Annotated in this window: 12 protein-coding genes and 1 tRNA gene; 5 read left to right on the forward strand and 8 right to left on the reverse strand. The window is 62.6% G+C overall.

From position 1 onward, the window contains the following. The first annotated feature begins 166 nt into the window (after window positions 1-166). A complete protein-coding gene (locus AADW22_RS12475; RefSeq protein WP_005849256.1) occupies window positions 167-571 on the forward strand; it encodes a DUF983 domain-containing protein in 405 nt (134 codons plus the stop codon). 48 nt (window positions 572-619) lie between these two features. After that, a complete protein-coding gene (locus AADW22_RS12480; RefSeq protein WP_407473832.1) occupies window positions 620-1,315 on the forward strand; it encodes an NUDIX hydrolase in 696 nt (231 codons plus the stop codon). Here AADW22_RS12480 and AADW22_RS12485 read toward each other — a convergent pair. Genes AADW22_RS12485 through AADW22_RS12505 form a run of 5 tightly spaced genes read right to left on the reverse strand, consistent with a single transcriptional unit; the run spans window position 1,312 to window position 6,208 of the window. Then, complete coding sequence (locus AADW22_RS12485; protein ID WP_407473833.1) at window positions 1,312-2,229, reverse strand: EamA/RhaT family transporter; 918 nt, start codon at window positions 2,227-2,229, stop codon at window positions 1,312-1,314. The genes AADW22_RS12480 and AADW22_RS12485 overlap by 4 nt on opposite strands. Before the next feature lie 15 nt (window positions 2,230-2,244). Beyond that, window positions 2,245-3,720, reverse strand: coding sequence for a carnitine 3-dehydrogenase (locus tag AADW22_RS12490; RefSeq protein WP_407473834.1), 1,476 nt, complete (start codon window positions 3,718-3,720; stop codon window positions 2,245-2,247). After that, the gene (locus AADW22_RS12495; RefSeq protein ID WP_407473835.1) at window positions 3,717-4,220 is read right to left on the reverse strand and encodes a lipocalin family protein; all 504 of its coding nucleotides are present in this window, start codon (window positions 4,218-4,220) and stop codon (window positions 3,717-3,719) included. Before AADW22_RS12495 ends, AADW22_RS12490 begins: the two co-directional genes overlap by 4 nt. Further along, a complete protein-coding gene (locus tag AADW22_RS12500) occupies window positions 4,217-5,125 on the reverse strand; it encodes a 3-keto-5-aminohexanoate cleavage protein (RefSeq protein WP_037963816.1) in 909 nt (302 codons plus the stop codon). Before AADW22_RS12500 ends, AADW22_RS12495 begins: the two co-directional genes overlap by 4 nt. Window positions 5,126-5,167: 42 nt before the next feature. Then, complete coding sequence (locus tag AADW22_RS12505; protein WP_317938453.1) at window positions 5,168-6,208, reverse strand: aldo/keto reductase; 1,041 nt, start codon at window positions 6,206-6,208, stop codon at window positions 5,168-5,170. Window positions 6,209-6,374: 166 nt separating this feature from the next. Here AADW22_RS12505 and AADW22_RS12510 point away from each other — a divergent pair, with 166 nt between their 5' ends. Together AADW22_RS12510 and metG are read left to right on the forward strand one after the other, a co-directional pair. Continuing rightward, window positions 6,375-7,604 (forward strand): MFS transporter, encoded by a 1,230-nt coding sequence (locus AADW22_RS12510; protein ID WP_005849273.1) that lies wholly within the window; start codon window positions 6,375-6,377, stop codon window positions 7,602-7,604. A gap of 55 nt (window positions 7,605-7,659) precedes the next feature. Continuing rightward, window positions 7,660-9,372, forward strand: coding sequence for a methionine--tRNA ligase (gene metG / locus AADW22_RS12515; RefSeq protein WP_407473836.1), 1,713 nt, complete (start codon window positions 7,660-7,662; stop codon window positions 9,370-9,372). 100 nt (window positions 9,373-9,472) lie between these two features. Here metG and AADW22_RS12520 read toward each other — a convergent pair whose 3' ends face one another. From AADW22_RS12520 to AADW22_RS12530, 3 genes are all read right to left on the reverse strand, one after another. Beyond that, window positions 9,473-10,708, reverse strand: a complete 1,236-nt coding sequence (locus AADW22_RS12520) for an ATP-binding protein (protein WP_407473837.1) — start codon at window positions 10,706-10,708, stop codon at window positions 9,473-9,475. Window positions 10,709-10,825: 117 nt separating this feature from the next. Then, window positions 10,826-10,912, reverse strand: a tRNA-Leu gene (locus AADW22_RS12525). Between the two features lie 97 nt (window positions 10,913-11,009). Continuing rightward, complete coding sequence (locus AADW22_RS12530; protein WP_005849280.1) at window positions 11,010-11,465, reverse strand: Lrp/AsnC family transcriptional regulator; 456 nt, start codon at window positions 11,463-11,465, stop codon at window positions 11,010-11,012. 128 nt (window positions 11,466-11,593) lie between these two features. On the opposite strand from AADW22_RS12530, the gene putA reads away from it, so the two are divergent. Continuing rightward, window positions 11,594-15,013, forward strand: coding sequence for a bifunctional proline dehydrogenase/L-glutamate gamma-semialdehyde dehydrogenase PutA (gene putA, locus AADW22_RS12535; RefSeq protein ID WP_340244111.1), 3,420 nt, complete (start codon window positions 11,594-11,596; stop codon window positions 15,011-15,013). The last annotated feature ends 42 nt before the right edge of the window (window positions 15,014-15,055 follow it).

Below are 15,055 nucleotides of genomic sequence, written 5' to 3' on the forward strand. Positions count from 1 at the left end.
TGGCGATACCGGTTCAAACGACAGCCGCCCGTCATTCCGTCGCAAAAATGTGAAAAAGTTTTGGGCACCCCTGCGCGGGCTTTGCGACATGGCGACGCAACTGCCCCGAGATCCCTTTATTTCGCGGCGTTTTGGCCGCATGTAGGATGGGAACAAGGAAGCCCAGATGACTGACCAGACCGTAAATATGCCTCACGTAGACACAGATGAACGCAGCATGAAGAAATCCCTGCTGCGCGGCTGGCGGCGTAAATGCCCCAACTGCGGGGCCGGTCCGATGCTGAAAAGCTATCTGAAGGTCAATGATACCTGCACCGTCTGCGGCCAAGAACTGTTCCACCACCGCGCCGATGATGGTCCGGCCTATCTGACGATCCTGCTTGTCGGGCACCTGCTGGCCCCGGGGCTGCACATCGCCTTTGTGGTCTGGCGACCCGAGCCGCTGACGTTGTTTACAATCTTTTCGGTTGGCTGCGTCGGATTGTCCCTCTACCTTCTGCCCAGACTGAAAGGAGCCATGATCGGCTTCCAATGGGCAAAGCGCATGGGCGGGTTCGGCAGCACCAGCTGACCGGCACCCCGAAAGCCCCGCTAGAAAAACAGGATATGGGGCAAGGCGATGACCATCGACAAAAGTAAAATCCGCAACGCAGCCACGGTGATCGTGATCCGCGACCGGCATACCGCGCCGCGGATCCTGATGGGGCAACGTGGCGCGACAGCGGCCTTCATGCCCAATAAATTCGTTTTTCCGGGCGGCGCGGTCGATCTGGGCGATGCGCAGGTGCCGCTTGCCAGCATGGTCGATGAAACCTGCCAGAACCGTCTGGCCGAAGACGCCGATGACAGCCTTGCACATGCCCTGGTGGTGGCCGCGATCCGCGAGCTTTGGGAAGAGACCGGCCTGATCCTTGGCCAGAAAGGCGCATGGGAGGGCACGCCCCCTGCCGATTGGCTGACCTTTGCACAGCGCGGCTATCTGCCCCACGCGGCCCCGCTGCAATTTGTTTTCCGCGCGCTGACGCCTCCCGGCCGTCCACGCCGCTTTGATGCGCGTTTCTTTCTGGTCGATGCCGAGGATATCGCCACCGATCTCGACAATTTCGACGACGCCTGTGACGAGCTTTCGCATCTGCAATGGGTGGCCCTGTCGGACGCGCGCAAATTCGACATGCCCTTCATCACCGAGGTGGTGCTGGCCGAAGTCGAGGCCCGCGCGCGGCAGCTTGACCCGCCCGCCTCGGTTCCGTTTTTCAAGAATAGCGACGAAGAAAGCCTGTTCCTGCGTTTGCGCGGGCGCCCGATGCCAAGCTAGGCGACCATCACCAGCATCAGGATCGACGCGATCAGCACCGCCATGCCTGCCGCCTCTCGGGGGCTGATTTTCTCGCGGAAGAACAGGGTGGAGGCCGCGACGCTCAGGATCAGCTCTACCTGACCAAGGGCTTTGACATAGGCTGCGTTCTGCAAGGTGAAGGCGATGAACCAGCACAGCGATCCGCCCATCGAGGTCAGCCCGATCCAGACCGCGACCCGGCGCGCGCGCCAGACATCGCGAATCTGCCCCGGTTCGCGCAGCCGCAGGTACACCGCCATGATCAGCGATTGCATCGTCACCACCGCCGCAAGGGTCACGCCTGCGCGCAGCACCGGCAGATCGGTCTGCACGGCCAGCGACGCCCCGCGGTAGGACACGGCCGACACCGCGAAAAGCGCGCCTGACGCGATCCCCAGCCCTGCCGCGCGATTGCGCAGGTCGCGCAGGTGAAACCCCTTGGCCTCTGCCCCGCCGGACAGCAGCAACAACCCGACCACGCCAAGGGCAATCGCGGCGAAGCCAGTGGCGCTGACGCCCTCGCCCAGAATGATCCAACCCACCAGCACCGTCAGGATGACTTCGGTCTTCTTGAAGGTGATGCCCACGGCAAAGTTGCGCTGTTTGAACAGTAGCACCACACAGACCGTCGCGAGGATCTGCGCCGTGCCTCCGACCAACCCATGCGCCCAGAACCCCGGCCCAAGCGGCGGCAGCGGTGTCGCGCTGAGCGCCAGATAGGCCACGAGCCCCAGTAGGATGAAGGGCGCGGAATACAGAAACCGCGAGAACGTCGCCCCCGCCGCCGACAGGGTCGCGGTCGCGAGGTATTTTTGCAGCATGAACCGTCCGGTCTGAAAGACCGCCGCGGCCAGCGTCACGAGGATCCACAGATCCGGCAGCGTGTCAGCCATGGGCGCGGACCCCGATCACCGCGGCGCGCCCACAAAGCGGCCCACGCCCTCGGGCATCGGCAAGGCCGCATGGGCTTGGGCAAAGCGCGTCAACGCCGCCGCGATCTCCGTAGACGGATCAGAGGGTTTGCGGGTTTCAAGGCTGACATGCAGCAAGAAGTGTTCCCCCGTGGCAAGCAGCCGGTCGCCTTCGTACATCTCGTGCCACAGATGCATTTTCTTGCCCGCCCCCAGCAGCACGCGGGTGCGTATGTCGATCACCGCGCCCGCATGCACTTCGTCCACGTGGCGGATATGGGTTTCAGCAGTGAAAAAGCTCCCGCCCGAGGCAATATACGCCGCGTCGCAGCCGATCAGCTCCATGAAACGGTCGGTCGCGTCGGCAAAGGCCTGAAGGTATTTCGCCTCGGTCATGTGGCCGTTGTAATCGGTCCAGTCCAGCGGCACGGCACGATGGACGGTGGGCACCGGCTGGGACGGGTCGTCGATATCCGCCGCTCGCGCCTCAAGCACGGTGCCTGCGCGCAAGGCCGCCTCGTGCTGTTTCATCAACCGTCCTGCGCCCCAATCCTGCTGTTTCAACGCCCGCATCATCGCGACCAGATTATTGTCGCGGATGCGTTCAAGGTCACGGATGCCATAGGCCCCCGACTGCGCGTCCGATTGCCCCGCGATCAGGTCAACAAGGGTCTCGTCAAATTCCGGCACATCCATCAGCTTGGTCCAGGGCCATTTCAATGCCGGACCGAACTGCGACATGAAATGCTTCATCCCCGCTTCGCCACCGGCAACGCGATACGTCTCGAACAGGCCCATCTGCGCCCACCGAATGCCAAAGCCATAGCGGATGGCGTCGTCGATCTCTTCCGTGGTGGCGATGCCGTCCTTGACCAGCCAGAGCGACTCGCGCCAGACGGCTTCGAGCAAACGGTCTGCCACATGGGCGTCGATCTCTTTGCGCAGATGCAGCGGGTACATCCCAAGCCCTGTCAGCAGTTCCTTGGCGCGGTCTACCAGCGGGCCGTCCTGCCCCTCGGCCGGGACCAGCTCGACCAGCGGCAAAAGGTAGACGGGATTGAACGGATGGGCGACCATGATCTGATCGGGGCGCGTGCTGCCCGCGCGCAGTTCTGACGGTTTGAACCCCGATGTCGACGATCCGATCACCGCCTCCGCATCACAGGCGGCCTGAATTTCGGCGAGCGTGCTGTGTTTGACCTCAAGCCGCTCGGGCACGCTTTCCTGTATCCACACGGCGCCCTCCACCGCCTCGGCGATGCTGGAGCAAAACCGGAGCCCCCCTTCGGCGGGCAGGGCGACATCGGTCAGACCGGGCATGGAGCGGCGGGCGTTTGCCAGAACTTCGGCGATCTTGCGTTCGGCCTGCGGGTCGGGGTCGAACACCTGTACCTGCCAGCCATTTAGTGCAAAACGCGCGGCCCATCCGCCGCCGATTACACCACCGCCGATGATTGCTGCGATTTTGGTCATTGTCGTATCCTCAGCTGGTCCGTGTCATAGCCGTTAAAGTCCAATATCTCGCGCGCGGCCGCGATCCGGTCCGCGCCGCCGCTGGCGCTGCGGTCAAGGATCCAGCCAAAGTCGCCGGCGGGATTGCCGACCACCGCGGTGCGGAACCCTTCGTCGATCCAAAGCACCCAAAGCGTGCGCGTGCTGCCATCGGGGCGCGACAGCACATAGCGCCCCTGCCCCTGCTGCTGCGCCAGCCACAGCGTGCCGCCGTCGCCGCAGCCGACCTGTGTGCACAGCTGGAACGCGGGGCCCTTCGTCGTCTCGACCAAGGCCACCTGCGCCACGCCGTCGCCAAAGCTGTCACGGACCAGCCACGGCCCTTTGAAGCGCGCCGCGTCATAGCGGCTGGTCGCGCCAATCAGCGCTTTGCTATCCCGCAGGCCCTGCGCGGTATCGGGGACCCGAGCCGCGCATCCAGCCAGAAGCGCCAGCACCAGCGACAGCAGCGCGCGCTTCATGCGGCGGCCCGTTTGGTCAGCCCAAGCTGTTCGCGCACCTGCGCCGGGCCGATGACCCGTGCGCCCATATTCTCTATGATCGTTCCGGCGCGTTCGACCAGCTGCCAGTTTTCCGCCAGAACGCCCTTGTCGAGCCAGAGGTTATCCTCGAGCCCCACGCGCACATTGCCCCCCGCCAAAACGCTGGCGGCGACATAGGCCATCTGGTGACGCCCCAGCCCGAAGGCGCTGAAGGTCCAATCGTCCGGCACGTTGTTCACCATCGCCATAAAGGTGTTCAGATCATCGGGGGCGCCCCAGGGCACGCCCATGCATAGCTGCACCAACGCAGGGCTACCCAGCACACCGTCCTTGACCAGCTGTTTGGCGTACCACAGATGGCCCGTATCAAAGGCCTCGATCTCGGGCTTCACGCCAAGCTCGGTCATCATCCGGCCCATGGCGGTCAGCATACCAGGCGTGTTGGTCATCACGTAATCGGCTTCGGCAAAGTTCATCGTGCCGCAATCAAGGGTGCAAATCTCGGGCAGGCATTCCTTGATATGCTGCACCCGTTCCGCCGCGCCGATCATATCGGTCCCGGCCACAGGGGGCAGCGGCTGCTCGGTCGAGCCAAAGACGATGTCGCCGCCCATCCCCGCTGTGAGGTTCAGGATCACGTCCACCTCTGCCTCGCGGATGCGCTGCGTCACCTCGCGGTACAGATCAAGCCGACGGCTCGGCGCGCCTGTTTCGGGGTCGCGTACGTGGCAATGGACCACCGCAGCCCCCGCCTTGGCCGCCGCAATCGCGCTGTCGGCGATCTGTGCGGGCGACCGTGGCACATGGGGGCTGCGGTCCTGACTGCCCCCCGACCCCGTGACCGCACAGGTGATGAATACGTCCTTGTTCATGGTGAGAGGCATCAGAATCTCCTTGGGTTCAGGGCCGGCGTGGCGTTTGAAGGGTCAGAACGGCATTGGATGTGCTTTATGCGCGGCATCCAGATCGGCCATCACCTCGTCATCCAGATGCAGGTCGATCCCGCCGAGGATCACCTCGAGCTGGTCAAGCGAGGTCGCGCCAAAGATCACCGAGGTCATGAAGGGCCGTTGGCGCGTGAAGGCCAGGGACATCTGCACCGGATCCAGCCCGTGTTTCTGCGCGATCTGCAAATAGGCGTCCACCGCATCAAACACGCGATCCGTCTTGCGCCCGCCCAGATCCCCGTTGATCGCCATGCGCGATCCTTCGGGCAACGCGCCATTCTGGTATTTGCCGGTCAGCAGCCCCGCCGCCAGCGGAGAATACGACAGCATCCCGATATCTTCGTTGTGGCATGTTTCGGCCACGTCGGTATCAGCGATACGCGCCAGCAGCGAATATTCGTTCTGGACCGAAACGGCACGCGGGCCGCCCGTGCGTTCGGCGGCATTCACCCATTGGGTCAGCCCCCAAGCGCTTTCGTTGCTCAACCCGAAGGCGCGGATGGTGCCGCGGGTCACCTCGTCTTGCAGCGCGCCAAGGCAGTCCTCCATATGCGCCATCGTCTCGGCACGGCTCTGCGACGAGGGGTCATACTCCCAGTTCTTGCGGAACATGTAGCTGCCGCGATTGGGCCAGTGGAACTGGTAGAGGTCCACATAATCGGTGTTGAGCCGCTTCAGCGATCCTTCAAGCGTGCTACGGATCGTATCGGGTGAAATCCCCGCGCCGTCACGCACCGGAGCCCCCGCGCCTGAGTGCTTCGTCGCCAACACAAAGTCGTCGCGCCGTCCGGTCTTGGCGATCCACTGGCCGATGATCTCTTCAGTGCGGCCAATGGTTTCCGCCTTGATCGGGTTAACCGGATACATCTCGGCGGTGTCGATAAAATTGATCCCCGCATCAAGGGCGCGTTCAATCTGCGCATGGCCTTCCTCGGGGGTGTTTTGCGTGCCCCAAGTCATTGAACCCAGACAGAAATCAGTCACTTCGATACCTGTGTGACCCAGCGTGTTCTTTTGCATTGGAATTCCTCGTTTAGATTTGCGCCTACCCTTTCTGTTCCGCCACGTCACCGCAAGCGCATTTTCCGGGCAGCCGTGCCGTGCAAAAGCCGAAGGGTGAAAATTTTCGCGTGACTGTCGCTTTGGCCATTGGTCTTGCCCGAAAATGGGCACAGAGTACCATGATATGCGCCTTCTCATTTCCTTCGCCGCCCTGTTTCTTTCCGTCATTCTGCTGCAACTGTCGTCAGGCGGTGTGGGGCCGTTGGACGTGTTGTCGGGCACGCAACTGGGGTTCACCAACCAGCAGATCGGTCTTTTGGGCTCGGCGCATTTCGTCGGCTTTTTTCTGGGCTGCTGGGGCGCGCCGCGCCTTTTGGGCACTGTCGGGCACAGCCGCGCCTTCGCCGCCTTTACCGCTGCGGGCGCGATCGGGCTGCTGTCGCATATGATGGTGCTGGACCCCTATGCCTGGGCGCTCATGCGGGTCGCGTCCGGGTTCTGCGTCGCCGGATGCTATACGGTGGTCGAAGCATGGTTGCAGGCCAAGGTCACGAACGAGACGCGGGGCCGCACCATGGGGGCCTACCGTGTGGTGGATACCAGCGGGTCATTGGCAGCGCAGATGATCATTGGCGTGCTCGCGCCTGCGTCCTACGTGTCCTACAACCTGTTGGCGATCCTGTGCTGTGCCGCGCTGATCCCGCTGGTGCTGACCCGCCTGCCCCAACCCGAAACCCCCGAAAAAGGGCGGCTGCGCCCCAAGCTCGCGATTGATAGATCCCCGCTGGCCGTCGCCGCCGTGGTTGTCGCGGCACTGTCCAGCGCGTCTTTCCGGATGGTCGGGCCGATCTATGGGCAAGAGGTCGGGCTGACCGCCGGTCAGATCGCGTGGTTCCTGTCGGCTTTCGTGCTGGGAGGCGCTTTGGCGCAGTTCCCCGTGGGCTGGCTGGCCGATAAATTCGACCGCCGCTGGGTGCTGATCTGGCTGTCGGCTGCATCAATGCTTAGCTGTGCGGTCACCGTGATGTCAGCAGGCATGGGCACGCAGGCGATCTTCCTTGCCGCGACCTTCTTTGGCCTCACGACCTTTCCGATCTATTCCGTCGCGGCGTCCCACGCCCATGACTTTGCCAGCAGCTCGGAACGGGTAGAGCTTTCGGCGGCGCTGATGTTCTGGTTCGCGGTCGGGGCGATCTTTGCGCCCTACATCGCCTCGGTGCTGATCGAAGGCTTTGGCCCCGCGGCGCTGTTTACCATGATCTCGGTCGGGCACGGGGTGCTGGTGCTCTTTGGGCTGACGCGGATGCGCGCCCGCCCTACGGCGACAAAACGCACCCCCTATGTCTATGCGCCGCGCACATCCTTTACCATTGGCCGCCTGATGCGCCGCAGCCGCGAACGCGACGCCCCCTAGCCCTTGCCCCGCCGCTGCGCTAGAGACGTGCAAAAGTAGTTTCGGGGTCCAAGTCATGACGCGCCACCTTATCACCTCCGCCATTCCGTACATCAACGGGATCAAACATCTGGGCAACCTCGTGGGCAGCCAGCTGCCCGCCGATCTATACGCCCGCTATCAGCGCGGGCGCGGCCAGGAGGTGTTGTTTCTCTGCGCGACGGATGAACATGGTACGCCCGCTGAACTGGCTGCTGCCAAAGCAGGTAAACCGGTGGCGGAATACTGCGCCGAGATGCACGAGGTTCAGGCGCGGATCGCGGAAGGGTTCGGCCTGTCCTTCGATCACTTTGGCCGGTCCTCCAGTGCGCAGAACAAGGCGCTGACCCAACATTTTGCCGCAGCACTTTATGATCAGGGCCTGATCGAGGAAGTCGAACAGCGCCAGATCTACTCCGAGACCGACGGGCGGTTCCTGCCCGACCGCTATGTCGAAGGCACCTGCCCCAACTGCGGGTTCGAGGATGCCCGCGGCGACCAATGTGACAACTGCACCAAACAGCTAGATCCCGAAGATCTGATCAACCCGCGATCGACCGTTTCCGGTGCCACCGACCTCGAGATGCGCGCCACCAAGCATCTGTTCCTGCGTCAATCGCAGATGAAGGACAAGCTGGACGAATGGATCAACAGCAAGGCCGACTGGCCCGTGCTGACCACCTCTATTGCAAAGAAATGGCTGCATGACGGTGACGGGCTGCAGGACCGTGGTATCACGCGCGATCTGGACTGGGGTGTGCCTGTCAAACGCGGCGACGCAGATTGGCCGGGGATGGAGGGCAAGGTCTTTTATGTCTGGTTCGATGCCCCCATCGAATACATCGCCTGCGCGCAGGAATGGGTCGATGCGGGCAAAGGGTCGGATTGGGAAAGCTGGTGGCGCACCGACAAAGGTGCCGACGACGTGCGCTATACCCAGTTCATGGGCAAGGACAACGTCCCGTTCCACACGCTCAGCTTCCCTGCAACGATCATGGGTTCGCAAGAGCCGTGGAAGTTGGTCGACTACATCAAATCGTTCAACTATCTGAACTATGACGGCGGCCAGTTCTCGACCTCGCGCGGGCGTGGGGTGTTCATGGATCAGGCGCTGGAAATCCTGCCGGCGGACTACTGGCGCTGGTGGCTGCTGTCCCATGCGCCCGAAACCTCGGATGCGGAGTTCACGTGGGAGAATTTCCAGTCCTCCGTGAACAAGGATCTGGCGGATGTCTTGGGCAACTTTATCAGCCGCATCACCAAATTCTGCCGCTCGAAATTCAGCGAAGACGTGCCAGCGGCGGGCGAATACGGGCCCGAAGAACACGCGCTGATCGCGGATCTGACTGAACGGGTAGCCCGCTATCAAACCGCGATGGAGGCGATGGAAGTCCGCAAATCCGCCGCCGAACTGCGGGCGATCTGGGCTGCGGGTAACGAATACCTGCAAGCACAGGCCCCTTGGACGACCTTCAAGACAGACCCCGACAAAGCCGCGGCTCAGGTGCGTTTGGCGCTGAACCTAATCCCGCTTTACGCGGTCTTGTCTGCACCATTCATCCCGACGGCCGCCGCCAGCATGCTTGACAGTATGAAGGTTGAAAACGCCGCATGGCCGGATGATGTGCCTGGCGCCTTGGCCCAACTGGCCCCCGGTCACACCTTCGAGGTGCCAGAGGTGCTGTTCGCGAAAATCACCGACGACCAGCGCGACGAATGGGCCGAAAAATTCGCAGGCGTGCGCAGCTGATCTGCCAAGGCTCCGCCGTCTGACCACACCGAAAACGATCAAGGGCCAGCGCATCGCGCTGGCCCTTGATGTAGTCCCACCAGAGAACCCTGAACGGCGTTCAGGCCGCCAGCAACGGCACACGGAACGCAAATGTGGTAAGACCGTCATCGCAGGTCACGTCGATCTGACCGCCATGCGCCACCGCGATCGAGGATGCGATATGCAGGCCAAGCCCTAGCCCCTCGCCCTTGGTCTGGTCGCCACGTTGGTAGGGTTGGAACAGCTTTTGCTTCAGGCTTTCGGGGATCGGCGCGCCGCGGTTGGCAACGGAAATCACGGCCTCCGCCCCGCTGACGCGCCCGCGCACCGTGACCTCGCTGCCGTCATCGGCATAGCGCACGGCGTTCGATAACAGATTCGACACCGCCTGCGCCACGCGCGCGGCATCGCAGCTCACGGGGCGGTCAAAGTCCAGATCGACGGTGATCTTGTGATCGGGTGCTGCGGCGCGCACCTCTTCGACCACGTGGTTCAACGCGTCTTCCAACCCCGCGTCCGGCGTGGCCGAGATGCGGATACCGCCGCCCAACCGCGATTTTGCGTGCAGCATGATATTGTCGATAAGCTCGCTCATCCGGTGGATAGAGCTCCCCATCAGCGGCAGAATTTTCCGCGCCTTATCTGACAGCGGCTCCTTGTCGAGCTGGCGCACACCTGCGTTCAGCGCGGCGACCGAATTGCGCAGGTCGTGGCCCAAGACGGCGACGAACTCCTCTTGCACCGCGGCCATCTGGCGTTCGTGCTCTACCAGTCGCTCCTGCGCCTCAAGCCGCTCTTCGGTTTCCAGACTGCGCCCGATGATATCGGCAAACATCTCGAGCATGGCCACAACGCGGGGATGTTTGACGTCGCGCGGTTCGGTATCGATGGCGCAGAGGGTGCCAAAGAACGACCCGTTGCTGCGGAAGATCGGGATGGAGGCATAGCTGACGATGCCGAATTGCGCGGCAATCGGATGGTTACGATAGACATCATCCGTGGCGACATCGTTGAACATCACTTTTTCAGAGGTCTCGCGCACCGATTGGCAGAAGGTCTGGTCGATCCCGATCTCGTCACCTTCGGACAAGCCAAAGTTCACCTCGTCCACCGTGCGACAGGCGACCCAGCGATCGGTCGTCACCCGCGCCACAGCAGCAAAGCGCATATCTGTCGCCAGCATTACCGTTTCCAGCAACGTCCCCACAGTTTCGCTTGCCGCGAGCATTTCGATATCTGACTGGAAATCATGCGCACCGGCAAGATAGGCCTCATGATCCTGAATGATCGCGCGCATGTTCGTTTTGTCGTCCACCCGATATCCCCCATTTGTTTCGCATCCGCTACCATATGCACAGCCACGAGCAACGACAATGCCATGATAACCGGCCTGTCACGCTTTTCGGAGACTGGATTTAAGTGGAGGGATGAGTGGTGCGGGCGGTGGGACTCGAACCCACACGGGCACAAGGCCCAACAGATTTTAAGTCTGGTATGTCTACCATTCCATCACGCCCGCAGTGCCGCGCACAATAGCTAGGTTGCGGGCGGTGTAAATGGTCAGATGCAGGGCAGCCGGCATCAAAATCACGATTGGCCCCGTGCGCCTTCGCGGCTTACGCCATGTCCGCGAGCATGATTTCCTTGACCGCTTCCATCGCCACATAGGTAGAGGTGTTGGCGACATAGGGCAGCGTGGTCACCGTCTCGCCCAGAAAACGACGGTAGGCGGCCATGTCACGGGTGCGCACCTTAAGCAGGTAATCAAAGTTCCCTGCGATCATATGGGCCTGTTCAATTTCAGGCACACGGGACACGGCCTCGTTAAAGGCGCGCAGGGCGACCTCGCGGGTGTCTTCCAAACGGACCTCTACGAAAGCGACGTGATCCAGCCCCAGACGGATCGGGTCCAGCAGGGCGCGATAGCCCAGAATGACGCCGCTATCCTCAAGCCGTCTTAGCCGCGCTTGGGTGGGAGATTTGGACAGCCCGATCCGTTTGGCGAGGTCAGTGATGCTGATGCGCCCGTCTTCGGCCAGTACCGTCAGAATCGCCGCATCGAAGCGGTCCATTTTAAAGTCGTCGTTTGTCACGCAAGAGGCCCAATAATAAAGCGGTTTACCCACCAAACTGGCCGGAATCAGGAACTAATACTACTATTCCCGAGCTATTCTAGCGCAATTATCAGTTGGAGTACCTCATGGCACGCGATTCTTCCCCTATTTTGCGCCACCAGATTGACGCAGGCACCTACACCGACCAAGACAACGTCTTGCGTGAACTGGTGCGCAATGCGCATCTGTCGCCAGAGGAACGGGTCAAGATCACGCAAGACGCGGCGCAGATCGTGCGCGATATCCGCGGCCATACCTCCCCCGGTATCATGGAAGTGTTTCTGGCCGAATACGGTCTGTCCACCGACGAAGGCGTCGCGCTGATGTGCCTTGCCGAAGCGCTGCTGCGTGTGCCTGACGCCGAGACCATCGACGCCTTGATCGAGGACAAGATCGCGCCCTCTGACTGGGGCCGCCATATGGGGCACTCCACCTCGCCGCTGGTGAACGCGTCCACATGGGCCCTGATGCTGACCGGTCGCGTGCTGGACGATGACCAACCCGGCCCCGTGCGCCACCTGCGCGCAGCCATCAAACGTCTGGGCGAACCGGTGATCCGCACCGCCGTCAGCCGTGCGATGAAGGAAATGGGCCGCCAGTTTGTTCTGGGCGAGAACATCAACGCCGCGATGGAACGCGCCAAGGGCATGGAGAAGAAAGGCTACACCTACAGCTATGACATGCTGGGCGAAGCCGCGCGCACCGAAAGCGATGCCAAACGCTATCACCTAAGCTACAGCCGCGCGATCTCTGCCATCGCGACGGCCTGCGTGCACAAGGACAGCCGCAAGAACCCCGGCATCTCGGTCAAGCTGTCGGCCCTGCATCCGCGTTATGAGGTCGCGCAAGAAGCATCCGTCATGCGTGATCTGGTGCCGCGTCTGCGGGCGCTTGCCTTGCTGGCGAAATCCGCCGGCATGGGGCTGAACGTCGACGCCGAGGAAGCCGACCGTCTGGGCCTGTCGTTGGATGTGATCGAAAAAGTGCTCTCCGAACCTGCGCTGTCCGGTTGGGACGGTTTCGGCATCGTGGTGCAGGCCTATGGCCCCCGCGCTGGTGTGGTGATCGATGCGCTGTATGACATGGCGATCCGCCACGACCGCAAACTGATGGTCCGCTTGGTGAAAGGTGCCTACTGGGACACCGAGATCAAACGCGCACAGGTCAAAGGTGTCGAGGGCTTCCCCGTCTTCACCCAAAAAGCCGCGACCGATGTGTCCTATATCGCCAACGCGCGCAAACTGCTGAACATGACCGACCGGATCTATCCGCAGTTCGCCACCCATAACGCGCATACGGTCGCCGCCGTACTGCATATGGCCGAGGATAAAGAGAAGTTCGAATTCCAACGTCTGCACGGCATGGGCGAAACCCTTCATAACATCGTGATGGACAAGCACGGCACCCATTGTCGCGTCTACGCCCCCGTGGGCGCACATGCCGATCTGCTGGCTTATCTTGTGCGACGCCTGTTGGAAAACGGCGCGAACTCAAGCTTTGTGAACCAGATCGTTGACGAAGACGTCGCCCCCGAGGTCGTGGCTGCCGATCCCTTTGACAGCCTCGCGGAAAGCGGTTTGCACATCCCCACCGGGCCCGAGCTTTATGCCCCTGCGCGCGTGAACTCGATGGGGTTTGATCTGATGCATACGCCGACGCTGGACGTGATCGAATCCGCCCGCGCGCCGTGGAAAGCCCACCGTTGGGCCGCCGTGCCACTGTTGAACGGCGAGGCAAAGCCCAAGAAATCGGCACGCCTGATGAACCCTGCTGCCTCTGGCCGCAGCCCCGGCACCGTGCGCAACGCGTCCGAGGCTGACGTCGCCAAAGCGTTGGACAATGCCGCCGTCTGGGACGCCCCGCTAGAGGAACGCCGCGAGGTCCTGTTGCGCGCAGCCGATATGCTGGAATCGCACTACGGCGAGATTTTCGCCCTGCTGTCGCGCGAGGCCGGCAAAGGCTTGCCCGACTGCGTGGCAGAACTGCGCGAGGCGGTGGATTTCCTGCGCTACTACGCACAGCAGGCGACCAACACGCCCCCCGCTGGCATTTTCACCTGCATCTCGCCGTGGAACTTCCCGCTGGCGATTTTCTGCGGGCAGGTCAGCGCGGCACTGGCTGCGGGTAATGCGGTGCTGGCCAAGCCGGCGGAACAGACCCCGCTGATCGCCTTCCTTGCCGTGACCTTGCTGCATGATGCCGGCGTGCCCCGTCACGCCTTGCAACTGCTGCCCGGCGGTGGCGAGGTCGGCGCGGCGCTGACCTCCGACAAACGGATCAACGGTGTGGCCTTCACCGGATCTACCGCCACAGCGCTGCGCATCCGGTCCGCGATGGCTGAACATTGTGACCCCGGTGCGATCCTGATCGCGGAAACGGGGGGGCTGAACGCCATGATCGTCGACAGCACCGCCCTGCCCGAACAGGCCGTGCAATCGGTTGTCGAAAGCGCGTTCCAATCTGCCGGGCAACGCTGCTCTGCCCTGCGCTGCCTCTATATCCAGGAAGACATCGCCGAAGATGTGATCGAGATGCTGGAAGGCGCGATGGACGCGCTGGTCATGGGCAACCCTTGGGACATCTCGACCGACGTGGGCCCCGTGATCGACGAGACCGCGCAAAAAGGCATCGCCGAGCATATCGAGACCGCCCGCGCCGAGGGCCGGATCATCGCCGAGCTGACCGCCCCAACCGTCGGCACTTTCATCGCGCCGACCATGATCCGCGTGAACGGGATCGCGGATCTGGAGCGCGAGATTTTCGGCCCCGTCCTGCACATCGCCACGTTCAAGGCGACCGAGCTCGACAAGGTCATCGACGCGATCAATGCCACCGGCTACGGGCTGACCTTCGGGCTGCACACCCGCATTGATGACCGTGTGCAGCATGTCTCGGAACGGATCGAGGCGGGCAATATATACGTCAACCGCAACCAGATCGGCGCGATCGTCGGCAGCCAGCCCTTCGGCGGCGAAGGCCTGTCGGGTACAGGTCCGAAAGCGGGCGGTCCGAACTACCTCCCACGTTTCAGCGCGCCTGACCTCAAGGTGGTGGAGGACACATGGGACAGCACGCAGAAAGACCTGCCCAAGCTGCCCGGCCACAGTGGGGCCTTCCTCGAAACCATCACGCTGCCGGGGCCTACGGGCGAATCCAACCGGCTCAGCACCCTGCCGCGTCCGGCGCTCTTGTGCATGGGGCCGGGCAAGGACACCGCAACCGAGCAAGCCCGCGCGGTCACGGCCCTTGGCGGGAATGCGGTGGAGCTGTCAGGCAGCATCGACGCGACCGCGCTGACCGATGGGCCAGCCTATGGTGGTGTGCTCTGGTGGGGTGACGAGGCGACCGCGCGCAAACTGGAACAAGCCCTGTCTGAACGCGAAGGGCCGATCATCCCGCTGCTGCGCGGGCTTCCAGATACCGCCCGCGTCCGCGCCGAACGCCATGTCTGCGTCGACACCACCGCCTCTGGCGGGAACGCGCAACTGCTGGGGGCTGCCGGCTGATCTGCCACATGGGCGGGCGTTCCGACGCCCGCCCTTGACCAC

The sequence above is a fragment of the Sulfitobacter sp. PM12 genome (genome assembly GCF_045586035.1).
Lineage (GTDB): Bacteria > Pseudomonadota > Alphaproteobacteria > Rhodobacterales > Rhodobacteraceae > Sulfitobacter > Sulfitobacter pontiacus.